Source organism: Bacillus clarus, from assembly GCF_000746925.1.
Taxonomy (GTDB): domain Bacteria; phylum Bacillota; class Bacilli; order Bacillales; family Bacillaceae_G; genus Bacillus_A; species Bacillus_A clarus.
In genome coordinates, this window is the sequence record NZ_JMQC01000008.1 from 4825794 (window position 1) to 4851984 (window position 26191).

At 33.1% G+C, this 26191-nt stretch carries 20 protein-coding genes and 1 riboswitch; of the genes, 3 read left to right on the top strand and 17 right to left on the bottom strand.

Going from position 1 to position 26191, the window contains the following annotated elements; translation table 11 throughout:
* Positions 1 to 69 precede the first annotated feature (69 nt).
* From DJ93_RS25620 to DJ93_RS25700, 17 genes are all read right to left on the bottom strand, one after another.
* Positions 70 to 474, bottom strand: coding sequence for a hypothetical protein (locus DJ93_RS25620; RefSeq protein ID WP_042983866.1), 405 nt, complete (start codon positions 472 to 474; stop codon positions 70 to 72).
* A 156-nt stretch (positions 475 to 630) separates the two neighbouring features.
* Complete coding sequence (locus DJ93_RS25625; RefSeq protein WP_042983867.1) at positions 631 to 1632, bottom strand: DUF1835 domain-containing protein; 1002 nt, start codon at positions 1630 to 1632, stop codon at positions 631 to 633.
* 76 nt (positions 1633 to 1708) lie between these two features.
* Positions 1709 to 2122 (bottom strand): DUF3995 domain-containing protein, encoded by a 414-nt coding sequence (locus DJ93_RS25630; protein WP_042983868.1) that lies wholly within the window; start codon positions 2120 to 2122, stop codon positions 1709 to 1711.
* Positions 2123 to 2238: 116 nt separating this feature from the next.
* Positions 2239 to 3003 carry a DUF3959 family protein gene (locus DJ93_RS25635; RefSeq protein WP_042983869.1) on the bottom strand — a complete coding sequence of 255 codons (765 nt, stop codon included), beginning with the start codon at positions 3001 to 3003 and terminating at the stop codon, positions 2239 to 2241.
* 236 nt (positions 3004 to 3239) lie between these two features.
* The gene (locus tag DJ93_RS25640) at positions 3240 to 5633 is read right to left on the bottom strand and encodes a pPIWI_RE module domain-containing protein (protein ID WP_042983870.1); all 2394 of its coding nucleotides are present in this window, start codon (positions 5631 to 5633) and stop codon (positions 3240 to 3242) included.
* A 584-nt stretch (positions 5634 to 6217) separates the two neighbouring features.
* A complete protein-coding gene (locus DJ93_RS25645; protein ID WP_042983871.1) occupies positions 6218 to 8239 on the bottom strand; it encodes a glycoside hydrolase family 13 protein in 2022 nt (673 codons plus the stop codon).
* Between the two features lie 230 nt (positions 8240 to 8469).
* Positions 8470 to 10419 (bottom strand): bifunctional metallophosphatase/5'-nucleotidase, encoded by a 1950-nt coding sequence (locus DJ93_RS25650; protein ID WP_042984380.1) that lies wholly within the window; start codon positions 10417 to 10419, stop codon positions 8470 to 8472.
* A gap of 303 nt (positions 10420 to 10722) precedes the next feature.
* A complete protein-coding gene (gene tenA, locus DJ93_RS25655) occupies positions 10723 to 11412 on the bottom strand; it encodes a thiaminase II (protein WP_042983872.1) in 690 nt (229 codons plus the stop codon).
* Positions 11413 to 11566: 154 nt separating this feature from the next.
* Positions 11567 to 11672, bottom strand: a riboswitch (TPP riboswitch).
* Between the two features lie 81 nt (positions 11673 to 11753).
* A complete protein-coding gene (locus DJ93_RS25660) occupies positions 11754 to 12476 on the bottom strand; it encodes an MBL fold metallo-hydrolase (protein ID WP_042983873.1) in 723 nt (240 codons plus the stop codon).
* A gap of 159 nt (positions 12477 to 12635) precedes the next feature.
* A complete protein-coding gene (locus DJ93_RS25665; protein ID WP_042983874.1) occupies positions 12636 to 13661 on the bottom strand; it encodes a homoserine dehydrogenase in 1026 nt (341 codons plus the stop codon).
* A gap of 92 nt (positions 13662 to 13753) precedes the next feature.
* On the bottom strand, positions 13754 to 14995 hold the full coding sequence (locus DJ93_RS25670; protein WP_042983875.1) for an esterase/lipase family protein: 1242 nt from the start codon (positions 14993 to 14995) through the stop codon (positions 13754 to 13756).
* Positions 14996 to 15238: 243 nt separating this feature from the next.
* Positions 15239 to 15916 (bottom strand): lipoprotein BA_5634 family protein, encoded by a 678-nt coding sequence (locus tag DJ93_RS25675; RefSeq protein WP_042984381.1) that lies wholly within the window; start codon positions 15914 to 15916, stop codon positions 15239 to 15241.
* Between the two features lie 70 nt (positions 15917 to 15986).
* Entirely contained in the window at positions 15987 to 17918 is a 1932-nt protein-coding gene (locus tag DJ93_RS25680) for an ABC transporter permease (RefSeq protein WP_042983876.1), read from the bottom strand.
* Positions 17893 to 18663, bottom strand: coding sequence for an ABC transporter ATP-binding protein (locus tag DJ93_RS25685; protein WP_042983877.1), 771 nt, complete (start codon positions 18661 to 18663; stop codon positions 17893 to 17895). Before DJ93_RS25685 ends, DJ93_RS25680 begins: the two co-directional genes overlap by 26 nt.
* 657 nt (positions 18664 to 19320) lie before the next feature.
* The gene (gene abc-f / locus DJ93_RS25690) at positions 19321 to 20949 is read right to left on the bottom strand and encodes a ribosomal protection-like ABC-F family protein (protein WP_042983878.1); all 1629 of its coding nucleotides are present in this window, start codon (positions 20947 to 20949) and stop codon (positions 19321 to 19323) included.
* A gap of 316 nt (positions 20950 to 21265) precedes the next feature.
* Positions 21266 to 22249, bottom strand: a complete 984-nt coding sequence (locus DJ93_RS25695; protein ID WP_042983879.1) for a sensor histidine kinase — start codon at positions 22247 to 22249, stop codon at positions 21266 to 21268.
* A complete protein-coding gene (locus DJ93_RS25700; RefSeq protein ID WP_042983880.1) occupies positions 22243 to 22953 on the bottom strand; it encodes a response regulator transcription factor in 711 nt (236 codons plus the stop codon). Before DJ93_RS25700 ends, DJ93_RS25695 begins: the two co-directional genes overlap by 7 nt.
* Before the next feature lie 213 nt (positions 22954 to 23166).
* Between DJ93_RS25700 and DJ93_RS25705 the strand changes: the two genes are divergently transcribed.
* From DJ93_RS25705 to DJ93_RS25715, 3 genes are all read left to right on the top strand, one after another.
* Positions 23167 to 24315: a DUF418 domain-containing protein gene (locus DJ93_RS25705; protein WP_042983881.1), complete on the top strand. Its 1149-nt coding sequence runs from the start codon at positions 23167 to 23169 to the stop codon at positions 24313 to 24315.
* 97 nt (positions 24316 to 24412) lie between these two features.
* Positions 24413 to 25525, top strand: coding sequence for a sensor histidine kinase (locus tag DJ93_RS25710; RefSeq protein ID WP_042983882.1), 1113 nt, complete (start codon positions 24413 to 24415; stop codon positions 25523 to 25525).
* Between the two features lie 55 nt (positions 25526 to 25580).
* Positions 25581 to 26186, top strand: a complete 606-nt coding sequence (locus tag DJ93_RS25715; RefSeq protein ID WP_042983883.1) for a response regulator transcription factor — start codon at positions 25581 to 25583, stop codon at positions 26184 to 26186.
* The last annotated feature ends 5 nt before the right edge of the window (positions 26187 to 26191 follow it).

Consider the following 26191-nt stretch of genomic DNA (forward strand, 5'->3'; position numbering starts at 1 on the left):
CAAATTTTACTTTACATATTGAAAAATAAAAAGTAAGAGAGCAGAAAGATTCTGCTCTCTTACTTCCTTTTAAGCAAAGCACATAAAATTACTTATTTGCTGATATCGATAACTCACTTTACGACGACGACCACCTTGCCAAGTGTATCCCGATACCCCGCTTCTTCTTACTTCTGTCGGAAAGAACCATAAATCTCTTCCGAAAGGTCCTGGACGATGTAACCTTAAATATCCCCATCTTCCTAAACAGTTGCACATCCATGACTTCATATTACCTGCTGGTGCAGGAGCAGCAAATGTTGATGGCAAGGACGGAGCTTGTGAGGGGGGTGGTGATGTTGGAGCATCTTCCGCATCATCTGGTCTATAATCTTCTTGTTCAACATCTCTATCTTCGCCTGCAGGCTCATATCCATAATTTTGCGGATTATAATACATCGTTTGATCATATGGATAGTTTTGTTGATTATACATTAAAAAAATCACCTTCTTTCCATTCATTACCTTTAACATTAATACGTGATGTCACACCGATCGGAAGCTTATGTATAGCCCAAATCCTTAAAATAAATAAAGCTTGTATTTTTGCTAGCAAAAATACAAGCTTTATTCTGTAAACTAATGTACTTCTTAATTTTTCAGCCTTACACTGTAAAAGCGCATTTCTTTTAAAGATCCCTGCATTTCAAAAACTTCTTGTTTAATTAATTCCTTTAAGCGATATTCGAGGAAAGTATCTCCAACTAATTGTTCTATATGACCAAGCGCTTCCCCAATTACTCTTGGTGCTGTATAGAAATTTTCGTCCGCTCCAATTTTTTTCGCGCAATCAATAATGGATTGATCAAAATAGTCTTCTTCTACTGAATGAACATCATTATCTTTCCAAATTCTTAAAAACTCTGTACTATTTGATAAATTATTCCATTCATTCTCAAGACTTACTCTGTTCTCTTTAGTTAAATATGGTAATTCTATAAAACTTTTTTGGATAACCGCTAAACTTTCTGGTGCTAATTCTCCTGTGCCACGTATGTCATAATCTCTGTTTAATAGTTCTCTACTCGTTTCAGATGTATTCATAACACGAATATTTTTCTTATCTTTTAATTGCGTAATTACAAAACAAAGACCTACATGCTCATGAGCGTTATCTGCCCTCCAAATTGTAATAGGAGTTTCAGCAGGAATAGAATGTAGTTTTTCTAAAGTTTCCATAAAGCTCGGCAAGTATTCTTCTTCAAAATAAAAATCATAAGATGTTAAGTTTGTAGATAACCATTGTTGTCTATTTAGTGAGCCTTCATTCTTATGTAATTGATGGATGGGACCAATTGAAAAGAATTCTGAAAATGAAACAACATTCTCTTCAGATAGGCCCTCTTGATTTAACATATATTTTAGGCATCCTGCTGTTGAATCATCAAAAGCAATATGAATGTGTGTGCTTTCAGTTATATTCTTTTTAGGCGTATGACTCGTTAATTGCTTAGGGATACTCATTAAATATTTAATTGTATCCTCGCTATAGTTTTCTTCCAATAAATCTAATTGTATAAGAATACTTTGCAGTAAATGTTTTGCTTCATCTTCATACATATCATGAACAACTTTCTCGATTTTATCTACCATATATATCCCTCTATTCGTTTCTAAAATAACGTAAATTATAGTGTATCATATAATGCAAAGTAGTCTATATATTTTATTAAGTATTGGCTAATAAAAATGAGAGGGATAAAAAAGCACAAAGAGGGATATATAAAACCGTATCCATTTTAGCAAAATACGTACCCTTTTTTCGTTTGAAAATACCAAAATAGTTAAACTCACCTATGACTCTCATGGCAAAAACGGACATACAAATCCAATAACCTATTTGAATAATGACATTAGGAACGGATATAGAAATGATATTTGTTTGTAATAACAAAAGTACCGCAGCCATACTTAACAGAAGCGCAATCAATAACGTCATTCCAGCATGGGGTGTAAACGTCTTCACTCCAGATTCAGTTGGAATAACGGCATTTGTCCCCCACTTTCCTCCAAATGCCCAGTATACGTGTAAAAGGCTAATACAGAATAAAATACATACTGAGATGGTGGTGGTGATAAACATTTTTATCCCTCCGCTAGCAATCTATTTTTTGTTCAAAGTACAGATAAATTACATATAAAAAACCCTTAATAATCTATCGTTTGTACAATACATCATTAAGGGTTTGTATGTTCTACTTATGCGTTCCTATTTCTCCGGCGTTCCATTCTCGTTTGTCCTTGCACTATTTCTACTTCATGATGGTGTTGCTCAGGCTGCAGCTTATGATGCACCTGCTCTTGTTCAACATAATTTCGTTCATACGTTTCTGGTGCTTTTTGTTTTGATGGTTTCCTGCCAAATTTAACCCTCTTCACTTTAAATTTTGGCAATCTTGGAATACGAATTTTAAATGTCGGCTTGATACGTTTCTTTTTTTGTTTAAATAGATTCGTATTTTCTTGTTTTTCATTACTATCTTTACGATGTAGTGCCATTGCGAGTAATCCACCAAGTATCATTCCTCCTATTAATAGGAGAAGATAAAAACGTTGTGTCGTCATTATATTCATGATTCGTTCAAGAACGGCTAGCGACTGAATTTGTTTTATATCCCATAATAAAGCTCCCCATAATGAGAGTAATCCCACTGTTAGCCCATATGTACGGAATCGAAATACACACGGAATCAAAGCAACACATGCTGCAATTTTCACATTCGCTATTACCGAACTTGTTGTAACGTATTGATTCCAGATTACTAACAATAATGTTGTAAAAGATGCATAAGCAATCCAACTACATATACGCGAATACATCTTTTTCGCAAAATAGCTACCAAAACTAGTGAAAAATAATAACCCTCCGATAAACAATGATAATTCTAGAGGGGTTTGTTTCATAATCCCCGCAACTGGGAAGAGGCCGCTGAGCACCATTAAAAGTACATCAAGTTTCTTCACAATTCCTCATTCCTTTCAGTTTTCATTTCAATAAAATAAATGTGTGATTTTCTACATTTATCCTTACATTTAATTGCATAGCGATATTCCTAAAAGATATCTTACTCCCGTACATATATAAAAGTAAACAAGAAAACAGAGCGATACATGACAATAAATAGACACATTTACATAAAGAAATGACAAATCTCGCTATTTATAAATAAGTGAAATTTGTCATTTGACTCATTATACCCTTATACAAAAACTATTGTCTTTTCACTTTCAACTGTCATTATATCTTCATCTAATTCATCTTCACTATCTTTGTACTCACGCAATTCAAAATCTGTAATGTAAGTTTTTATTAATTTTATCATTTGCATCGAATATGGAGTGAGATTAGATTTTTCAAGCCTCATACTCATTTTACACATATAGTGCACCATTCTAGCAATATCGTCTCTCTCTTCTTTTTGTGCTCCTAAAATAATGATTTCAAGTATATTCTGTTGTAATAATGCAGTAGATTTTAATAAATTTGTATCCGCGCTATAATACATTCCTTGTGGATCTAAAAACAATCCAGAATGATTCTTATTATGGTAATCCTTTTGGTTAAAAATATAATTCGGGATGTCATGTAATTTATTAATTCTAATTATCTTGAAATTAGGGAGTGATTTAAGAGCAGGCTCTAGTTCAGGGAAAACGTTTAAATCGATTTGATTTTTTTGTAAGCCCTTCACCCAATATTCTCCAACACTTGCATCGATAATAAAATAAATTGGGACATTCTTCTCTTGTGCTTCTCTTGCAATCTGTAATAATTCTTCTCTCACAAATTTATCAAAATCAGTTCTTTTGTCATTTCTTTGAGAAGGTTGCGGTAAAAAAACGTCATAATTATCTACATTTAATAATGTATGATCAATCTTTTTCCATTCCTTACGATTATATAATTTGTATAAAATTTCTTTCTCGTTTATTTTTGAAAAAACAGGAAGAAATTGATTTGTGGCCATTTTTTCAATTGACAAACTCACAAATATTCCTGGTAGATTTATCTTATTCCAATTCTGTGTAAGAAACCCTCTCTGTTCTAATAAACTAAGCACCGCAGCGAGAACCTGTTCACAGTCTACACCTTTGTCGGCTAATAACTCAATAAATGTTGAAATACGCTTCGTTCGTGCAAATCCCTCACGAATTACTTGTTTCGGATCAATCTTTTCACGTCCGTCACACTTCTCCATTATAATGATAGATAAGATTGTTTCATTTGCATGATCAGCTATAGCTTGTACACCTTCAACGACTTTCTGAACACATCGTTCCTTATATTTATGACAAAACTCCATCTTGTATGGATTTTCTATAATTTCCCTAACACTACGTTTCACTATTTTCAATATAACTGGAGAAGTAGTATTTAACACATAAGAGGTATCCTCCCTTTTTCCTACTATAATTTTACTCTCAAATAATATTCTTTCGATTTCTATCGCTAGACCGTTTGACCATACTTCTAATGTAATCTCTTCTAACCCTTTTGGTGCATATAAAGGTAATAAATGATTGTTACTATTTGTTTGTAATTTTTCACACTTTGAAAGCAACTTAAAACACGGGAAAATTTGCCGGAATTCTTGAAAAAGAATTTCTTTTTCCCTTGAACTTATGCCAAGCTTTATTTTAGTACCTTGAACTTGAAATGTATTTTCATTATATGCAAGAAGTACTCGTATATCCTTTCCCTCAATATATCTCTTCGAATGTCGGATGATGTGACCTAATTCTAAATCTCCCCTTACTATGAAAACATCTCGTAATTTTCTATACTCTCTAGCCCATCTAATACCCATTTGTCCACTTTCAATTTTTAATTTAACAAAATTCGTCTCTTCAATACTTGTAAATGGTTCTCTAATCGCGACAAGTAACGTCCCCTTTTTCCGTTTTAAAAGAATAGAAAGATTTTCACGATTAGACTTTTGATAAAAACGCCTAATCCCAAGTGAAACTTTTAATAATGGAATATTTTCAGTTCCACGGGTTATAATTTCAAATCGATATACGTAAGAAAAATACTCTTGAGTTTCTTTTTGTTTAATTGGCTCTGACATAGCTTCACAAATATTTTTTGAGCGGAGTGGATAAAAAGATAATTCTTCCTTATAGCTATTTGGAATGGATATATGTAACGGATGTTCACAGAAGATGTGTGCAATTAAAGCTGGGACCCATTTAGAAAATGATTTTTTATCATGTAATGGTAACAAGTTAGAAACTAAATCCCATCCCCATTCTAACTCTATTTCTTGAGGCAATTCAGTTGGCTTCCAATCATGTATAATAGCGTACCAACTACGGCAAATATAGTCTAATTGTTCTCGTTTAAGAGGTTCTTTCGATACAATCCAAGGTGTATTTTCCGTTAAAATAAATGGATTATTTCGAATAAACAATATATCTGAAAACATATCATACAATCTATCATTAAGACGCTTTAATTTGTTTATTAATACGTATGTTTTATAATGTATCTCTATAATATCGAACCATTCAGCAGGAAAATGAACATAGGATAGTCTCTCATTCATAAGTGGTTCTATAACATTTTTAAATGCTAGTAATTGTAATTTTTCCATAATGTGAGTACTTCCTCTCTTTTCGTTTATATTGAAAATACATAAAACTAGAAACTACAGCTGTTTTCCTTTAAAAATATAGCGTAATCTAATTAAATAAAAATCAAGTACTACAAAACTTATTTTCCGTTTATTTAAACTTAGCAATTTATTTAAAACATTTAAATAGAGATACAGGCAAACTTACACTACGTACTTTTACATTCGTTTATCATGCAGTATCCCCTCCTTACAAAAGCAAATATAATACACGACAATCATACAATAAATGCACATATAATGTATTTGTAATTTACAAAAACTTCACAGAAAAAATACACAATAAAAAGAGATTCGCCGACACAACGCCAGTATTATTGATGAAGCAACTGACCAAATTTCTAACCTATAATCCATCTGAAAACTACGTGTTCCTATTAACTATTCTAGTTATAACAAACCTGTATGTATTTAATTAAATAATTCGCTGGACCAACATCATAAAAGCAGGCATCTCCCTAAAAGAAGCTGCCTGCTTTTATAGTAATATCTAGTACGTTATTTGCACTCTTTTTAAAACCTATTTTATTCATCCATTGCTTTATTTATTGAGCTAAAATGGCTCCATAATGCCCATCAACTATTACTGTAACTGTACCATTTTCCACTGTATAGCTACTATTCGTCAGTATATCTGTAACTGTACTACCATCTTCCATACTTAATTGCCAAACAGGAACTGTCACAGTATGTTTTTTAGAGTCATTATTTAATACAACAGCAATTCTATTTGTGGTATCAAAACGGCCAAAAGAATAAACTTTATTCACATCATCTACTTGCAATTTCATAAACGACCCTGTTCTTAGTGCAGGATATTGATTACGAATGCTAATGAGTTTTTGTGTTAAAGATATAGCGCTATTAGAAGGCTCTACTTGAGACCAGTCAAATGTTCTTCGATTGTCAGGATCTGCACCGCCCATCATGCCGTATTCATCTCCATAGTAAATTGTTGGTGTACCAATATACGTCATTTGAAAAATTAATGCTAAATACGTCTTCCAAATATCCCCACCAGCTCTTTCGCCAAAACGAGAAATATCATGATTAGATAAATGATTGCTCATAGTCTGTTGAACATTAGTAGGATAGTTAGCACGAGTCCCCTTTAACCAACTATCAAATTGAGAAACAGAGATTGCTGCTACATTATTACTATAATCTTTCCCTGTAATCCATTGAGAAACAGGTTGTGTAAATCCATCAAAATTAGTTGCCCCGTCCCATTGATTTCCTTGACTTGTCCAAGGATTTGCATTTCCCCAGTATTCTCCAAGTATTCCTACATTAGAATTGAATGACTTAACTGCGTTTCTAAATTCACTCCAAATTTGATGATTGACATCATTACTGCCATTTCCTCCATTTGCATCGGTATATTGTGGTGCATCTAATCGCCACCCATCGATATTATATGGTGATTTCAAGTACGTTTTTGCGACAGAATCGCTATTATTATACATTTGATTCCTTACAGCTGAACCACTAGTCCCATAATTTAATTTAGGTAAGCTATTAAACCCTAAAAAACTAGCGTATGCATTTGGCCAAGATTGGAAAGTATAAAAAGCAGACCATTTGCTAGATTGAGATTCAAAAGCTCCTAAATCAGATGAGACATTATATTTATCAAACCACTTATGACTGTCTCCAGTATGATTAAATACCCCATCCAAAATGAAGTAACCTTTCGCTCCATTAGATGAGCTATGTATATTTGATGATAATGTCGCTAAATTTTCATTCGTTCCAAATGCAGGATCTACAGTCATATAATCTTGTGTATCGTATTTATGATTAGTTGGCGCTTTAAAAATAGGATTTAAATAAATAATGTTCGCACCTAGTGTTTGTTTAATATAACTAAGCTTTTGATTAACACCAGCAAGGTCTCCACCAAAAAATACGAGATTATTGTCAAAACCAGTACCAGCATATACAGTACTTCCCCATTCTTTTTTCAAAGTTGGCTTTCCATTATACGTGTATGCATTCGTTTGCACATCATTCGAGTGATCTCCGTTATAAAAACGATCAGGAAAAATCTGATACATTATACCATTTTTCATCCAATCCGGCGTTTTAAAATTCGGGATAATGTAAAAATCTCCAGCTGATTGTTCTGATGCGGAAGCACCGTTGGCATTGTACCAAATCGTAGAATTGCCATCATTAATTTGAAAACGATAGTACTTACGTGAAGCGCTCGCAGGTATAGTTCCTTCCCAATAGTCAAATATTTTAGTAGTATCATTGGATATCCAAGACATAGGTACTGTATGAAATAATCCATCTACAGTATCATAATATTTAATATTTGCACTAGTAATATCTCCTTTAAAAACACGAAACTTCAAAGTTACATTTTGAGTTGCTGATGGTTCCAATGCACTATTATATATTGGACCTTGATCATGAAATAGACCACTCCATTCTACGTTGTTATCATTTGTGGCAGCATACCCTTTAGAAGAAAAAGGTGTAAATAACAATAATGTAGTAAAAATTAGAATGAATAACGAAAGCGTTTGCATAAATGAGCGTGAAATGTTGTTCGGTTTCATCTTAACCTCCTAATAATTTAAATTATTTTCTCCTTTACATTATATACAAAATTTTCTGAAGGTAAATAGATACTCGTTGTTTCTCAAGAAAATAAATTAAAGATTTATTACTTGGAAATAAATTTTGTGCAAAAATATCATACAGTCTATTTTGAAGATAAACAAAAGAATCCATTTCAAAAAAGGTAATCAAAATGGATCCTTTATAATGTAAGTATTAGATTTAATCACTATCTTTTAAGAAGTCTATCAATTTTTTTGTAAAAATCCCCTTTTGTTTTTATATGTTTGAACTGTATTGGGTCAATATTAGCTTTTTGAGACAGCGACACTATTTCTTCTCTTGTAATTGGTTCCTTCGTATTTACAGAGGCGATATTAGTATATTTTCCATCTTCTGTTTTCGGAATTTCTAAAATACCTTTATTTACAAGATTAACTACAGCTTTATGTTCTGACGAATGTGTGTCTACTCCAGTAATTTCCCAATTATGCATAATCTTGGGCGTGTATACACCTTTCTTTACGTCTTTTAAGTATGTAATAGCAAGGTTACGAATAGTTCCACCCGTTTCACCAAATGCATTCTCTTGTTTAGATGACCAAACTTGCTCAAACTTACGTCCCTCAAGAGCGCCCCCTTTCGCCTGCAAAGCTTCCATTCTATATGCATTCATTCCTAGAGTCATTCCATCATTTAATTTAATTGGCTTATTTGTACGAATAGAACGTAAATTTTTAATTCTACTTCCATATGGTTTTGTTAAATCAATTTCATATTTTACACCTCCAAAGAAATCATTTGTACTGTATTTAGAAGCACGGCGTGTTTTATCAAAACTAACAGTTACATCCCCGTTACGAGACGAGTTAAAGTATCCTGCTGCCCATTCCATATAATCTTTCAAATCTTTTCCGGTTACTTTATATACTGTAATTTCTCCTAAGGCATACTGATAATTATATGCAATATCTTTCTTTTTAATTGGACCTATATCTAAACGCGCATAATCATTATCAATCTGATGGGCCACTACATCTGCTTTACTATAATAGAGCATAACTTCATGGAAGAAATCTGATAAAGGAGTCTCTTGAACTTGCACACTTGGAATATCTTTTATTTCATTTTCTGGCACAAGATTTTTACCTTTTAATTGAGCTACTACAACATTCGCATCTTTTCTCGCATATTCATGAAATGGTGTCAATGTTGTTTCTAGTGCAGAATCTGATAATACCGTTGTTCCATCAACATTTTTCACAGAGATTGCAGTAGCTGTTTTGTCTTTTAATACAACTTTCCCGTTTTGCTTTGTAAATGTAAGATCAATACGTGATATGTGAGTACCATATTTATCTGGTTCTGTAATCAGGACACCGTTTACAACTTCTTTTTTCACAAGCTTATGCATATGACCTGCAAAGATGGCACTTAACTCTGGGCACGCGTTCGCAATATCCTGGACACCAGTTCCAGGAATACCATTCTCATTTTCAAGTCCCATATGCATAACCCCTACCATGGCATCTACTTTACCTTTCAATTCTTGTATGGCCTTTCTCGTCTCTTCTACTGGATTTTTCACCACTAAACCTGCCAAATGATCTGTTCCTTTTTCAAACTCACTAATCATCGGTGTATTCATTCCAACGATTCCAATTTTAATTCCATCTTTTTCAACAATCGTATACGCGGGAAGAAAGCGCTCTCCATTTTCTTTGTAAATATTTCCGGCCAACATTTTCCCTTTATATTGGCTACTCACTTTTTTCAATATATCTAACCCAAAGTTGAATTCATGATTTCCAAATGCCCAAGCATCATACCCCATCGTATTCATCGCCACCATCATCGGGGACTGCGGCTGATCATTAAATAATTCTACCGAGTTTCCTTGAATTGTATCCCCTGCATCTAATAAAATGGTATTTGGATTTTCTTGTCGAACCTTCTTAATAACCGTATGAAGCTGCGTTAAGCTCCCATTCATATTAGCGCCATCAAGCGCATAGTCCCATGGCATAAATCTCCCGTGAATATCTGCTGTACCTAATAAAGTGATGTTGGTATCAGATTCCTCAGCTTGAGCAATAAATGGCTTTACTATTACTGCTGTTCCAAACAATATAAAAATAGTAAAAATATAAATGTAGTTCTTCCATTTCCTTTTTGACATCATAATGCCTCTCCCCTTTTTTGAAAAATACTAAACAGTTCGAACTTAAAAAATGTAACCTATTACATGAAAAACTTCAACTATAACAGGGAGATTTTTTATATTAAACACTTAAATCATGTCGTAATTTTCAACTCCCTAACAATATATTTATTATATTACGATAAATATTAACAATAATCTTGAACACCCCTTGTACAATTAAACAATATAAGATAATTATTAAATCTATCATTTATAAAAAACAAAGAGGTATTACTCCTTTTTAATACGAGTAATACCTCCCAGAAATAGACTTATTCTTTATAAAACTACGTCTTCTGCTTTCTCATCTACTGGCCAATTCTCTAACGTATAAGCCATTTCCCAAAATGAGTATTCGTACTGACTACTAAATACAAAATGTTGTTTCATACGATTTCGATCAGCTTCTGTTACTGTTTCAGCAATAGCATCTAATCGTGCGATTTGTTCTTCTACTAAAGTACGGAACCAATCGGATCCATACGCAGAAATCCACTCTTGATAAATCGGTTCTTCTGGTTGACATTCTTTCAAACGTTCACCAATTTCATAATACAACCAGTAACAAGGTAATATTGCAGCGATAATATCTCCTAAATGTCCTTCATAAGCAGCGCGATACATATGTGATGTGTATGCATATGCAGTAGGTGCAGGAATAAAATTCGCTTTCTCTTCTTCAGTAATCCCTAATTTTTTCGCGAAATTCTCATGTAATGATAATTCAGCCTCATATGTATTTTGTGCATGATGTGCCATACGAGCCGTCGTTTCTAATTCAAGTGCTTTTGCTGCTCCTAGCGTTTGTACTCTAGCAAAGTGGCTTAAATAATAAGAATCTTGTAGTACATAATAACGAAAACTTGCTAAATCTAATGTTCCTTCTCCAAGTTTTTTTACAAAAGGATGATTGAAACTCGCTTCCCAAATTGAATTTACTTCCTTACGTAATAACTGTGAAAATGACATTTTAACCCCTCCAATATATATAAGTACAATACATGTTGACTATGAAACTACGCTATCCGTATGTTTACCCTAATAGGCGTGCACATAATAAAAAAACTTTCTTTACATACGTAAAGAAAGTGAATTAGACAGTGTGAATATTAATGAACATCATTTTCCGTCTCTTCCACTTCCCTACGCTGGCATTAACCAGATCAGGTACTAAGAGTCTCAAAATATTCTTTGATCTCAGCCTATACTAGGCACCTCTAGTGGATAAATATGTAGTTTTCATACTCATCATAGCACAATTAATACAACTGTCCAACATATCGAACCGTTCAACCCTTATTTAAAATGAATTAATCTTCTTCTCTTACTAATCTTTTAAGTTGTTCCTTTACATTTACATCACATATAGCACCGTGATAACAAATGACTCTATCAATATCAAATGCTAATAATTTTTCAAGTGATTTCATTGCGGTTTCCATATCTGGTGTTGTACGTGGAACCGGTCCTTTTAAATTCCCTTCCACACATACTAATGCATCACCTGCAATTAACGTTTTATATTTTCCGATATATAAGCTAACATGTCCTGGTGTGTGCCCTGGCGTATGAATCACTTCAATTCCATCGAGAAAAGGTAATATCTGTCCATGTCTTAAAATATGATTTACTTTCGCCTTAGGAGGATTTAAATATATAGCTTTCAAAGGCTCTGGTAATGCTACCCATTGTTGTTCATTCATTTTATTCGGATCACCTTTCAAAAGAGAAAATTCCCCTTCAATATAAGGTTTATCTAGTTCATGTGCATAAACTTCAATAGACTGACCTACTTTTTGTATAACTTCAGGAAGACTTCCAACATGATCGATATCTTGATGTGTTAAAAGCACTGTTTTTAATTTATCAAATGGCACATTTAGACGATTCATCGCTTCACGAATTTGTTCTGATTGACCTGGCATCCCAGTATCAACTAATATAGCTTCTTCATCATCCCACAATAATGTTGGATTTAATCTAAACCCTTGTATTTCTAATTCCAACATAGCTAATCCATTTGCTATTTTCATTCAGACTTCCTCCTTAGTACATATTAATAATTAAAACTCTTATTAATATGTATCATAGCAGCACTAACTAAGTCGACCTAATAACTTATAATCATATCATGAATAAAATATTTTGTCAATATACTTTTGAAGTTCATTATTTAATCTATCCACTAAAAATTATATATCCTTGCGATATAAATGAATTACATCTTTCAAAGCCGCTGCTGCTGCTCCGCGTGGATTTGACGCTCCTCCAATTATGGTAACTCGCCCCATGGTATCCGTTAAGAACGTAATTCCTTTTTCTGTTCCATTTACATTAGCTAATGGATGTTCTTTCTCTATCTCACAAGGATGCACTTCAAGTTTTATAGCTCCAGCATCGTCTTTATATGCTGATGCAATTAATTTAATAGGTTTGCTTTGTTCTTTTGCATGTTGAATTTGTTGTTTTGTAACATTCTCTATTCCCTTTATACATATATCTCCAAGTGAATATTCGGTCCTCAATAAACTATTTGCCAAGAGTAATAATTTACAAGCACTGTCTAGTCCACTTACATCTAACGACGGATTCGTTTCAGCAATTCCTTGTTTTTGCGCATCTTGCAATGCTTCTTGAAAAGTCATACCTTCTGCATACATTTTTGTCAGGATGTAATTTGTTGTCCCATTTAATACACCTTCTATCTTTTCAATATTGCAGCCAGCTAAACTAAATTGTCCAATATCTAGTGTTGGTAATGCTGCAGCAGTTGCACCACTGTAACGAATCCGGACATTAGCGATTTGGGCTGCTTCTTTTAATTCTCTCCACCCTGTAACAAGTGCTCCTTTTGAAATAGCAACTACATCCATATGATTTTGAATTGCTTGTTTCATATATTGTTTCCCAGGATCTCCATCTTCGAGATTTGTAGCAGTTGCCTCTATCAATACGTTTCCATTCATATGAGCCATTCCGTAATCTTCTGGATAACATTCTACATACCTTTGAATTGCCTGTGTTCCAGAACCATAAGTAATTAAATCATTTATATGCAAACCTTTTTCGTTATAAATTGCTATATTTCTCCCTATAATGCCACTCATGCACAAGTCAATTCCGTACATTTCATTTATATATGAATATTTTTCATTTATTAATGTAATAAATTCTCTCCCTACTGTTCCATAACCAGATAATACGACATTAATTACCATATTTTCACCCCAAAATATTTTACTAATACGTTCTTTATTTTTAGTATAGTATAAAAGCTCTCTCAATTTCTATTGAGAGAGCTTTTATACTTTCATTTAGGTAACTGTGTTAATTGTTTAGCAATCGTCCGATAAAAACCAGTAATGTCAGAAAAACCTAGTGAATCAGAAACACTTAGCCCTACCATATCAAGATGATCCCAATTTTCTTTCGTCTCAATATGATTCCATTTCCCTCTCTCTAAAGAACCAGTATTATTTACAGCCCCAGTAGCAGTAGGTGCAATCATAGAATTTGTATTTACCACACCATCATTTTGCCACCAAGATCCATCAATAAATGGACGATTTTGTTCGTACCTTGCGTATGAGCCTAAGAAAAATGCATTACCCATCAATGCTTTATTCATCGTGATATGAGGGAGATGTACCCCTGTTATAGGACCAGCTTGTGTAGCATGTCCACTATACGATAAATAATATACGTCTGGTTGCGTTTTCACCCAATCGTTTAATTCTTTCGCTCCATCTGTACTTAAATCCCACTGGCTAATATCCTTCGTATCTTTCCAAACCGAACTATTTAATATACGGTTTGTGTATTGTAAAAAGGACTCTCCTGCATTCTTTTTGATTCCCCATTGATCTAATTTAAAATCATATAATGATAGATTATCATTTCCATTTAAACTTGCAGCTGTGATGAGTAATTCTTTTACGAACGGTAAAAGGCGGCTACCATCGGCAAGTGTTGTTCCGTTATGAGGAGTTGCTAATGTCGTAACACTATGAACATATGATTTCCCGCCCTCAAATAATGAAGATATCTTTGCATCAGTATGCTTCTTAGCATATTCTTTTTCTTCCAAACTTCCTTCTTTTAATAATTGTACTAATGTCCGTATTGTTTGCCCTCCCATACTATGTCCAACAAGATGAACTTTATTGGATTCACTCCAATTTGGAACGAATCCAACGTACGTTCTTCCAAAACGATTATGTCCATGTTTCTTAGCATGCGCTGCACCATAATCCACTGTCCTCCCACTAATTTGTGCATATAACTCACATGCACGGTCCCAGTTACTAGAAACAGGTCCAACAGCAGCTGTATGTACCTCATATCCATTTCTCTTTAAATCTTCTTGTATATCATTTACACCACCCCAATATCGTACGCCAAGCATTTCATCTCTTCCCCATCCAGCAAAGCCATTCACTAAAACAATAGGGTTATTGTTACTTTTGGCATCCGCTGCGTAACTTGATTTTGGCATAACGACACTCGAAACAATAATACATAAAACGAAAAATCCCCAAGTTAACCTTTTCATAATCCATCCCCTTTTCTATTTCTCTCTTCAAATAAAACGATTACATTCAATCCTCCTTTTTTATTGAAAAAAGACCCCCAACTATACTTTGGCATAGCGCCAAAGTTATACATTGTGGATCTCCAGTTCTCTATCACAATTACTTATTAACTTAAACATACTGTAAACTATGTTATTTGAATTGTCTATAAATTTAAAAAACTTCAAGGTTGATAAAGTTTTTTTCAACCTTGAAGTTTTTGTTTAAGATTTTTCTTCAATCTTTACAAATTGTACAGATAATAATTGATCAAAATCTTTATTTTGCTTTTTCATTTTTAAATACTCATTCGTCAATGTATTATCTGTTGACATCTTAGGTTTCTCGTCGCCTAAAGATTTTTTCAAATGAAGAAGTTGTAATTTCGTTTCATTTGCTTTTATTTCTTTATATACATTATTTTTAGCCACAACAACATACCATTGCGTCCTATAATCACGAGTGTTACCAATCCAAGCATTACTATCATATATAACAGGAACCATCTTACCTCCTAATTCAATATTTTTCATCCTCTCTTCGTCTTCATGTGTAAATAATAAAGAGCCCTCTTTCGGAATATTTGGCAATGTATCCATAGGTATAGAATCTAGCCCCTTGTTTACATCGCGTTTCCGAAAAACTTTCGCTTTAATCATAGACTGCGCAGTGGATTCATCTATAATTAATACTTTTCCTTTTCCGAATTTACCTGTTTTTACTGAAAATACTTCTTTTTTATTTGTATTTTCTTTATAACGATCAAGAATAGGGAAAGAATAGTTTTCATCCCCAATAATTAATACGCCATTGGCCGGAAATGAATCTTCCTTTTTAGAACATGCACTTAAGTTTGTTAAAACGATTATAATTAATATGAAAATAGCTATTGTTTTTTTCATCACAATTCCTTTCATGATTCAAATTCAGTTTACTATACTCCTTTACGTACTCTTGATAGTCGTTTTTCCCTTATTGCTCCATAGTCTTATAAAGCTTTTGCAGGTAACGCCAACGTGTCATAAAGAAATATAGTATTTGTATACATATAAATGAAATCAATATAATAATGGAACTGTTTAAAATGGAAAAATCAACTAATTGTTGTAATGCTGTATAAGCGACTACAGTATGAACAACGGCAATGACAATTGGCAAGAAGAACATTAATAATAACTGTCTCGTTACAACTTTCCTTAACTCTCGTCTACTTAAACCCATCTTCGAAATCATTTTATATTGCTGTTGGTCGCGGTCCAAATCTGTATACAACCGGAAATAGATAAAACTAGCAGCAAATGTGAAGAAGACAATTCCAACCAAAACACTTGCCATAAGTAGTAATCCGTTCGTTTGTTTTGCTTCTAACCACTTTAATGCTAGCGTTTGAAAGAAGAAACTCCCGTCTCTACTATCCTTATCAAATATACTATTTAATTGACTTGAAATTTCTTTTGTTTTCATCCAATCATCTACAACAAAGCCATAAATACGATGTTCAGCAAGCTCATTATCCCGCTCAGCAGTAAAAGGAATTTCATCAAACACATGATCTTGCACTGCAATTAAAATACTTCCTACGTCATGTGGTAAAACTAAATTTTCTACAGCTTTTTTCACATGAAAGGTTTCCATCCAATCCCCTTGAATCACTTCAATATTCTTTTTATAGTCACCATTTTTAAATTCTTGTTTTTGTGATACCATTCCAGGGACTAGTAAAATTTCATCTTCTTTTTCAATTATTTCCTGTTGATAACCGAGCGCTTTCGCAAGTTCGTTATATTCACTTAACTTCAGTACGTAAACATTACTTTCTGTATATTTATGTGAAGTTGAAGCCATCCGATAAGGAATATTGGCATCAGTAAGATGTTTTTTGATAATAGCAAGATGTTCATTTACCTCTTTATCTTTTTCAGAACTTACATACAAAAATGTGTATGGGTTTGTCATTCTTACTAATTCTTTATTACCTAAAGCAGCTGTTGTACCAATTGCTGTAAACGCAACAGCTGAAATAATCGATACAATAAAAAACATTGTCGCATTATCTTTCATACGGTAAATCAATTCCGAAAACGTTAATATATTTGTTCTCTTTAAAAATAAAGATTCACTCTTTTTGGCAATATGCAATATATAAACACTACACTGTGTATATAAAAAGTACGTTCCGATAATGACAAGAAGCACACCAATTCCTAACATAATAAAACTGTGACTTGATATAAAACGAAATACTGCGCTATATCCACATCCTATACAAATTAAAGAAACTAGCGATAACAACATAGAAGATTTCGGCTCCGGTTTCGGTTTTTCTTCCGCTTGAATCAGCTCAACAAGCTCCGTCACCTTTATCATTTTAAAAGTGAAAAGTGAAACAATAAAAAATAAGAAAAGAAACGTAACAACAGTTACTAGTATTGCTTGCATCGGTACATAGAAAGGTAATCCGTTACTGATCATTAAGACACTTGCACTAATCAATAAAACTAATTTAGAAAATATGAGACCAATTATAATCCCTATACAAATGGAACCTAATCCAATTAGCATGCTTTCAATTAACAATAATTTCTTAAGCTGCTTCATTGACATACCTTGCATCATTAAAATACCGAATTCTTTTTTACGTGTTTTTAAAAATGAACTAACTGAATATAGGATAAAGAAAAATGAAAAAACAAAAATCAAACCTTGTGAAATTCTAAATCCCATTGTGCCAAATGAACTTATCGTTTCACTTGTCGATTTCAATTCACCTTTTAAATCAGGATGAAATAACAAAAGTGCATACGTAAAGAAAATCATAATAGAAAATGCACTACTTAAAAAATGAGCGGCGTATGTCCTTTTATTTCGAAAGATATTATTAAATGCGAACTGACGAAAAGTCATGTCTTTTCCCCCCTAACAAAGCAAGGACGTCTATAATTTTTTGGTAAAAAGCTTGTCTACTTTCACCACAATAAATCTCGTTATACAATTGACCATCTTTAATAAAAATTACCCGGCTACAATAACTCGCTGCATAAGGATCATGCGTAACAAGCATCATCGTTGCCTTCTCCTCTTTATTAAGAGTATCTAGCATCTCCATTACATCATTTGAAGATTTAGAATCTAAATTGCCTGTTGGCTCATCCGCGAGCAGTAGTTGTGGCTTATGAACAATAGCACGAGCGATTGCTGTTCTTTGAGCTTGTCCTCCTGATATTTCAAAGGTCCTTTTGTTTAAAATATTAGTAATACTTAATTTCTCAGCAACCTCTTCTACTCGTTTATTCATTTCTTTTACAGACACACCATCTAACGTCATCGGCAATACGATGTTTTCTTTCACTGTAAGTGTGCTAAGCAGATTAAATGATTGAAAAACAAAGCCTAATTTTTGACGGCGGAATAAAGCCAAACCTTCTGATGTTAGCTGGAAAGGGTTTGTGCCATTTATTAAAATCTGACCGGATGTTGGAAAATCTATCGTAGACACCATATTTAACAGTGTTGTTTTCCCACTACCTGAAGGCCCCATAATCCCTACAAATTCACCTTCTTGAATTGACAAATCAATATCAGTCAATGCCTTAAAAGGAACTTTTCCTTTATACACCTTACTAATGCCTTTTGCATTTAAAATTTCCATTTACATTCTCCCTTCATTTGTACTGCTTACTATGAAGTGTAGCGGAACCGTCTTACATCTCATATTGATTCATCTTTCATTTATCTTACAGGTCTGTAAGATTTCTAAAAAAACTGACAATAATTTTTGTCATACCTTTTCAAAAACTATAACTAGCACTTATATATTTTATAATACTTATAATTTCAACTTTACATTTACAATGGACCATACATATTTTCGAATGAAAAGTATTATAGTTGTAGCATTCTTTACAGTCTTTATCAAAAGATATGCGATATATTATTTTGAAGAATTATTATATCACTTCAAATCGCACTGATTGTATTACCACTTATAACTTACAAACTATATACACTTCTAAAAATCCATCTTTTTAGTATGGCATATTTCTTCATTCTAAAAAACAATAAAAAGTCCACCCCTTACGGTGGACTTTTTATGTAACTACTTCAATGAGTTTTGTTCGTATTATATATCATGAAAAACATAAACAGTTTTTCATGATATATAATACGCACTTCTTAAAAATATGTGCTTGTGCCTAATTTCTTTTTAAATGTTAACATTCAAAAAGGAGCATCTTCACCAATGGATGCCCCCTATTTGAATGGTGCGACGTATTTACAATATACGTTAACTCACGAACGCTTTATATTAAAGCTCCTTGATTTGCTTCGTTAATTCTTTAAACCTTTTATCAAGTTCCATATATTCTTCATCTTGAAATGTTAAGAAGCTCAGTTTCCCTAAAACTTCTTGCCTTTCTGTTTCCAATTTCAAGCGTAACTCATCAAGGTTATTTCTTTGCTTGGGTGCTTCTTTCAATTGCTTTTGTATACTATTGTTTAAAAATACTAGTTTACTGTTCGTCGTCTTTTCAAGAAAGTACCGATCATGTGATACGACTACTAATGTGCCATTATACTCTGCTAACGTATTCTCAAGCTGTTCACGTGAGGGTAAATCAAGATGATTAGTTGGTTCATCTAAAATCAGAACATCTTTTTCGTCTAAAATATACGCCATCAATTTACACTTTACTCGTTCACCCATGCTCATTTGCTGAATTGGCTCTTTCCATTGGGCAGATTGGAACCCTAAATGTTTCATTAAATTTTGTACTTTTCCTCTTTCTTCAAATGTCTCTTTATAAAATAAATCTTCTGGTGTTTTTTCAAGTGGTAAATCAAATACTTCTTGTGTTAAATAGCCAATGTTTGCAGATGGCGAAATCCATATATCCCCTTGGGCTGTTTCCGTTCCCATAATCACCTTTAATAAAGTTGTTTTTCCACAACCATTCGCTCCAACAAGTGCAACTTTCTCACCATGTTGAATTGTAAAATTGACTTTCTCAAATAATACCCGTTCGTTAAAACCTTTTTTTAGTTGCTTCACTTCTAAAAAGCGCTTTCCTACTTTTTTATTTTCCTGAATAGAAAATTCAACAGTATAATCTGGCTGCACACGTTCTATTTTCTTTTTTTCAAGCTCTTTTTCGAGACGTTTTCGCTTCGACTTAATTTGCGCATCCGTTCGTTTCGCTTTTACACGATGATATTCTTTAAACCCTTCTTTTTTCGTAGACTGGGCATGAGCTTTTTGGGACCATGATGATAATTCTTTTATTTGTGATTCCACACGTTCAATATTCTTTTGTTGCTTTTCATATTCACGTTGCTGTGTCATTCGTTTTTGCTCTCGAGCTTGCATATAACTCGTATAATTCCCCTCATGCTCATTTAACTTTTTCTCTTCAAGTGACCAAATTTTTGTTGCAACAGCGTCCAAAAAATAACGATCATGCGATACAACGATAACTGCCCCACTCATGTTTTTTATTTGTTCAATGAGAAACTCTGTGCTCTTTTCATCTAAATGGTTCGTCGGTTCATCTAATATTAGTAAGTTCGGGTTTTCTGCAAACCCTTTTGCAAGCCGAACTTTCAGTTTTTCTCCACCACTTAATGTATGAAAGTCATTTGTTGGCACGCCCCATTTTGCGAGAAGTTCCACTTCTAACGCTGTTAATTCTTTAGATGCAAATTCTTCTTTTTCTTGTTCAACATACGCCATCGTAACGTCCATCTGTTGCCATTCTAGTTGGCCTCTTGCTGGCTCTATTTTTTCGTTTATTAATTGTAACAATGTCGATTTACCGGCACCGTTTTTCCCAATAACACCGATAATCTCTCCTTGTTTTACTGTTGCTTTCATTTTCTTTAATAGCGTATGATCCATTATTTCAACATACACATCATTTAATTTTAAAAGTTCCGTCATACTATCTATCCCTTTCTTCAAAAGGAGAACAAAAAATCCTCCCAAGTAAATTTGGCAGGATTAGTCATTATATTATTTATACCCAAATAAGCTATTGTACGAAAATAGCAATACGTTCTTATGGAAATGGGCAGACTAATCCTATTTTTTATAAATTGAAATTATTGAATTTCAACATTTAAAAATAAGATTAGTAAATCATCGGCCACCCATCATCCTTTCCGTCGTTAATAACCATATTGTACCATGATACGATTTATGAGTAAATGAGATTATTTATATACAGAAGCCCTTTTTGTTTTATTCGTTGTTACTGCTACACATTATGAAATGTAATGCGTACCATTGTACCTTTCCCCACTTCCGAATGGACTTCTACATTATGTCCTAACTGTTTTGTAATTTCATATACGAGGTATAATCCCATACCGGTTGATTCTTTAAAATCCCGGCCGTTTTCTCCTGTAAAGAAAGGTTTAAACACTCGTGGTAAATCTTGTTTCGGTATCCCTACTCCACTATCACTAATCTCAAGTGCAATTGTTTTATCTTTCTTATATGCTTTCACCTTAATTTTTTCTCTATTACCTGATGAGTATTTAATCGCATTCGATATTATTTGTCCGATTAAAAATTGTAACCATTTCGCATCACTCTCTACAATCATACTCTTATCAACATGAATCTCTGGATACACAAAATTCCGAATAAAAAAGCGTTTATGTTCATGTACTGAATCATTCACTATTTTATGTAGTTGTACTCTTTCCACATGAAAATCTTGAGTAAATGTTTCCAACCGCGCGACATGTAAAGCCATTTCTAATCCCTTTTTCATTTTATCTGTTTCTTCACCAATACTTTCGAAACGAGGGTCTATTTCGTCCTGTGTAATTAATTCTATAACAGATAAAGGAGTTTTCATTTGATGCACCCATTGATTCATAAAAGTTAAATGATCATTGTTTTTTCGTTCCTGTAATTGAAGTAGATTTTGATAATGGCGATATTGCACCTCTAATAAGTCTTGAAGAGCTGTTGATATAACTGCATAATCAGACTTTTGAACAGACTCATCTAAAGATTTCAGCGGATTTGCTAAACGCTCATAAAAAGAACGATGTGTAAAATAACGAAACAATAAATAAGCAACTAGAAAACAAACACCTAAAAACATCGCATATAATGCGGTTGTAATATGGTGATAACCATCAAACCAATACACGAGAAATATAGCTAGTAGCTGAAAAATTGTAAAACATAAAAGTGGTATATGGTCACGTAAAAACAACTTTAACATTTTTCCGTACCATTTCCCCACGTAATGTGCAGTCTATATCCAACACTACGAACCGTTTCAATTGCTCCTTCAATAAGTAACGTTTGTAACTTTTTACGCGCGCGTGTCGTATTTACACTTAATGTATTATCATCAACATACGATTCACTATCCCATAACTTATTTAATAATACTTCCCTACTGACAACACGCGGATAATTTTTCATTAACATCTCTAATAAAATAGCTTCATTTCTCGTTACATCAATTTCTTGATTCCGTAACTTTAATACAAGTCTTTCCGGATATAAACAAAGGCCTTTTTGTTCAATCATCCGTTCTTCTAGTTTCGGTGAATAGTCTCCATAAGCGCGTCTCAATTGACTACGAATTTTAGCCATTACAACTTCATAGTGGAATGGTTTCGGAATAAAATCATCACCACCATTTTCTAATGCCATAACTTGATCCATCGTACCTTCACGTGCAGAAATAAATAATATTGGGCACGTAGAGACAGCTCGAATTTGACGACACCAATAATACCCATCAAAACTTGGCAAATTAATATCTAATAAAACTAATTCCGGCTTTTCTTGTATGAAAGTATCTAACACATTTTGAAAATCAGATACAATAATCCCTTGGTAACCATATTTCGCAACATATGCTGATAACAGCTCTGCAATTTTCACGTCATCTTCTACAATCATAATTTTAACCATTGTATAACCCCTTTCACACAACATTCATAAATGAATAACTATGCAATACATATACTACCACATTTCACTTTAAATATATTACAATTTCCTTCTTAAAATAAATAGTCTTTTCTCCTATATGACAGGTGTCATTTTCATAAAGTGACACCTGTGTATACAAAATCATTTCCTCCATCGATACAATTATTACAATAATCATAAAGGAGGTTTATAATGCTAACATTTAACGAAAGGATTCGTTTACTTGATGTTTTAAGGGGATTTGCTATATTAGGAACGCTTGGCACAAACATTTGGATTTTTGCGCATTTAGGGGATGCTTCATATATTTTCACTTTTAACAACGCCAATTGGTGGTCATCATTTGATGATTTTGTTCGGATATTCATTTTATTTTTAGTTAATGGGAAACTTCTTGGGTTATTAACGATTATGTTTGGAGTAGGACTTGAATTAAAATATCAACAATCTTTACGAAAAAGAAACACTTGGCCAGGGATGTATTTGTGGACATCTTTTATATTAGTAGTAGAAGGTTTTGTTCATTTCGCTCTCGTAATGGAATATGATATTTTAATGAGTTATGGAATTACAGCCATCATTGTGTCATTTATTATAAAACATGGTAATACAGCTATTCATCGAACAATGAAAATAATTGGTTTTATTCATGCTTTTGCAATGCTATCAATTCTTGTAATATTCATGTATTTCCATCTTATAGGAAATAATATTTCACTAGGAAACATGCAAGAAGTTACAGCTCTTTATAGTAACGGAACGTGGTTTGAACAAATCCAGTATCGACTTACAAACTTTATTGCAAATCGAATGGAAGCAATTATTATTATTCCTATGAATATTTTTTTGTTTTTATTAGGCATACGCCTTACACGAATAGGCGCCTTCTCACCAAGTGAAACCGGAAAACAAATCCGAACAAAAATGCTTAAGAACGGTATTATGATTGGAATTCCTCTTAATTTATTAGTCTTTATTCCAGGTGGGATTTTTGATTTACCAGTTCGTTATTTATTCGCCCCTTTCCTTTCCGTTTTATACATCGCTTTAATTGCTAAATTAATGGAAAATTTCGTAGATTTTTGGTTATGGAATCACATTGAAAAGGTAGGAAAAATGTCTCTTAGTTGTTATGTCTTACAAAACATTGTTACTTCCATTCTATTTTATGGCTGGGGTTTCGGACTTGGAGGAAATACGGACTCTATATCTATTGTTTTCGTTTGGATTTGTATCTGTATATTTGAAGTTTATTTCGCAACATTTTGGCTCAAGAAATTTAAACTCGGCCCGATGGAATCTGCGCGAAAGTATACCTCTAATTTAATTAATAAAACATAAATCTGAATTTCTCAATGCATTGGTGATATTCTCTTTATAAAACCTGAGGATTTCACCTTTCCTATTCTATCTTAATTTATACCTAGGGGATATGAACATGTTAAAAAAGCTTTATCCTCATGATCAAATTGAAAAGTATTTGCTTTTAGATGTCATTTTTCTTGTTTTTTTGTTTTATAATATGTTACGAGCTGAAACATCTATTTCACTTTATTGGAAACTATTCTTTTTAACCCTCATTCTAATTTCTTTTTATCTCAAATTATGGTTTAAAGATTGGCGCCTTCTCACTTCTAGCTTATTCAGTTGCGCTTTATTTACAATCCTTGCAATTTCGATAGACATATGGTTACTTTCTTATGGATTTATTATAGGGAATTTATTAGGACGGGCACACTCTAAAATCTATATAGCTATTGGAACTATAGGTATTATCATTATGTTTCTTCTGGTTAGCTATCAAATTTACGGACACTCTTTCACTATATTAAAAACCTCTTTTTTACCTATAATTATTTTACAAATTACACAACCGCTCATTATTCATATTCGTGAAAAATCAAAGCTTTTACAAAAAGCATTAAACACCGCAAACTCCCAAATTGAAAGATACATTCAAGAAGAAGAGCGTAACCGTATTGCAAGAGATCTTCATGATACATTAGGTCAAACATTAACAATGATTAAACTGAAAAGTGAACTTTCCATAAGGCTAATAGAAAAAGATACCCCCCAGGCAAAACGAGAGTTAAACGACATTTTAGATACTTCACGCTACGCCTTAAAACAAGTACGTGAACTTGTCACAGATATGAAGTATATTTCATTAAAAGATGAATTGGAACATATTAACCAACTTTTATATACTTCTAGTATTCAATTAGTCATTAAAGGTAACGCAGATCATTTAACTCTTTCAAATATTGCAGAAACGATGGTTGCTCTTTCTATAAGAGAAGCGATTACAAATGTTTTAAGACATAGCAAGGCGACAAGATGTACTATCAATATAAAAAAAGATGCTGACTTCTATACGCTCACCATAAATGATGATGGAATTGGATTTCAACAACATTCATATGGATTTGGCATTCAATCTATTACAGAACGAATGAAAATACTTCAAGGAACCGTACAAATACATACACAAAAAAATAACGGAACAACTATTACCTTGAAATTCCCTATTCCATTAGAACAGACGAAATGACTTAGACGACTCGTTCTTTATACATGTCAAAAAACGAAAGGGAAGGCGGAAAAATATGATAAAAGTTTTAATTGCAGAAGACCAAAAAATGCTCCGTGGGGCACTAGTCTCGCTACTAAAATTAGAAAAAGATATGAAAATAGTTGCGGATGTTTCTAACGGGAAAGATGCATGGGATATTATTATAAAAGAAAAACCAGACGTCTGCCTACTTGATATCGAAATCCCTGACATGACAGGACTTGAAATCGCTAAAAAATTAAGGCATCTAAACCACCCTTGCAAAATCATAATCGTTACAACATTTGCTCGCCCTGGTTATTTACAAAAAGCAATAGATATCAAGGTAGATGCTTATTTATTGAAAGACGAGCCGATTGATATCCTAATTCATGCAATCCGCAAAGTGATGACCGGCGAACATATCATTAGCACAAGCTTAGCTTCTACATTATTTTCAACAGAAAACAACCCTTTAACCGAACGAGAAAGAGAAATACTCCGAATGGTTAATGATGGGAATAGTACAAAAAAAATCGGTCAGAGCTTATTTTTAACAAACGGTACCGTAAGAAATTATTTATCATCTGCTATACAGAAACTAGAGGCTGATTCAAGGTTTCAAGCAATACAAATTGCAATAAAAAAAGGATGGTTATAATTAAC

What these genes read in the sequence shown, in the direction of transcription:
- DJ93_RS25660 (WP_042983873.1), bottom strand. Translation starts at nt 12,476, where the DNA reads ATGAAAATAGCAAATGGATTAGCTATGTTGGAATTAGAAATACAAGGG.
- DJ93_RS25685 (WP_042983877.1), bottom strand. Translation starts at nt 18,663, where the DNA reads ATGGAAATTTTAAATGCAAAAGGCATTAGTAAGGTGTATAAAGGAAAA.
- DJ93_RS25675 (WP_042984381.1), bottom strand. Translation starts at nt 15,916, where the DNA reads ATGAAAAAAACAATAGCTATTTTCATATTAATTATAATCGTTTTAACA.
- DJ93_RS25620 (WP_042983866.1), bottom strand. Translation starts at nt 474, where the DNA reads ATGTATAATCAACAAAACTATCCATATGATCAAACGATGTATTATAAT.
- DJ93_RS25625 (WP_042983867.1), bottom strand. Translation starts at nt 1,632, where the DNA reads ATGGTAGATAAAATCGAGAAAGTTGTTCATGATATGTATGAAGATGAA.
- DJ93_RS25695 (WP_042983879.1), bottom strand. Translation starts at nt 22,249, where the DNA reads ATGTTAAAGTTGTTTTTACGTGACCATATACCACTTTTATGTTTTACA.
- DJ93_RS25630 (WP_042983868.1), bottom strand. Translation starts at nt 2,122, where the DNA reads ATGTTTATCACCACCACCATCTCAGTATGTATTTTATTCTGTATTAGC.
- tenA (WP_042983872.1), bottom strand. Translation starts at nt 11,412, where the DNA reads ATGTCATTTTCACAGTTATTACGTAAGGAAGTAAATTCAATTTGGGAA.
- DJ93_RS25650 (WP_042984380.1), bottom strand. Translation starts at nt 10,419, where the DNA reads ATGTCAAAAAGGAAATGGAAGAACTACATTTATATTTTTACTATTTTT.
- DJ93_RS25705 (WP_042983881.1), top strand. Translation starts at nt 23,167, where the DNA reads ATGCTAACATTTAACGAAAGGATTCGTTTACTTGATGTTTTAAGGGGA.
- DJ93_RS25665 (WP_042983874.1), bottom strand. Translation starts at nt 13,661, where the DNA reads ATGGTAATTAATGTCGTATTATCTGGTTATGGAACAGTAGGGAGAGAA.
- DJ93_RS25715 (WP_042983883.1), top strand. Translation starts at nt 25,581, where the DNA reads ATGATAAAAGTTTTAATTGCAGAAGACCAAAAAATGCTCCGTGGGGCA.
- DJ93_RS25670 (WP_042983875.1), bottom strand. Translation starts at nt 14,995, where the DNA reads ATGAAAAGGTTAACTTGGGGATTTTTCGTTTTATGTATTATTGTTTCG.
- DJ93_RS25640 (WP_042983870.1), bottom strand. Translation starts at nt 5,633, where the DNA reads ATGGAAAAATTACAATTACTAGCATTTAAAAATGTTATAGAACCACTT.
- abc-f (WP_042983878.1), bottom strand. Translation starts at nt 20,949, where the DNA reads ATGACGGAACTTTTAAAATTAAATGATGTGTATGTTGAAATAATGGAT.
- DJ93_RS25710 (WP_042983882.1), top strand. Translation starts at nt 24,413, where the DNA reads ATGTTAAAAAAGCTTTATCCTCATGATCAAATTGAAAAGTATTTGCTT.
- DJ93_RS25680 (WP_042983876.1), bottom strand. Translation starts at nt 17,918, where the DNA reads ATGACTTTTCGTCAGTTCGCATTTAATAATATCTTTCGAAATAAAAGG.
- DJ93_RS25700 (WP_042983880.1), bottom strand. Translation starts at nt 22,953, where the DNA reads ATGGTTAAAATTATGATTGTAGAAGATGACGTGAAAATTGCAGAGCTG.
- DJ93_RS25645 (WP_042983871.1), bottom strand. Translation starts at nt 8,239, where the DNA reads ATGAAACCGAACAACATTTCACGCTCATTTATGCAAACGCTTTCGTTA.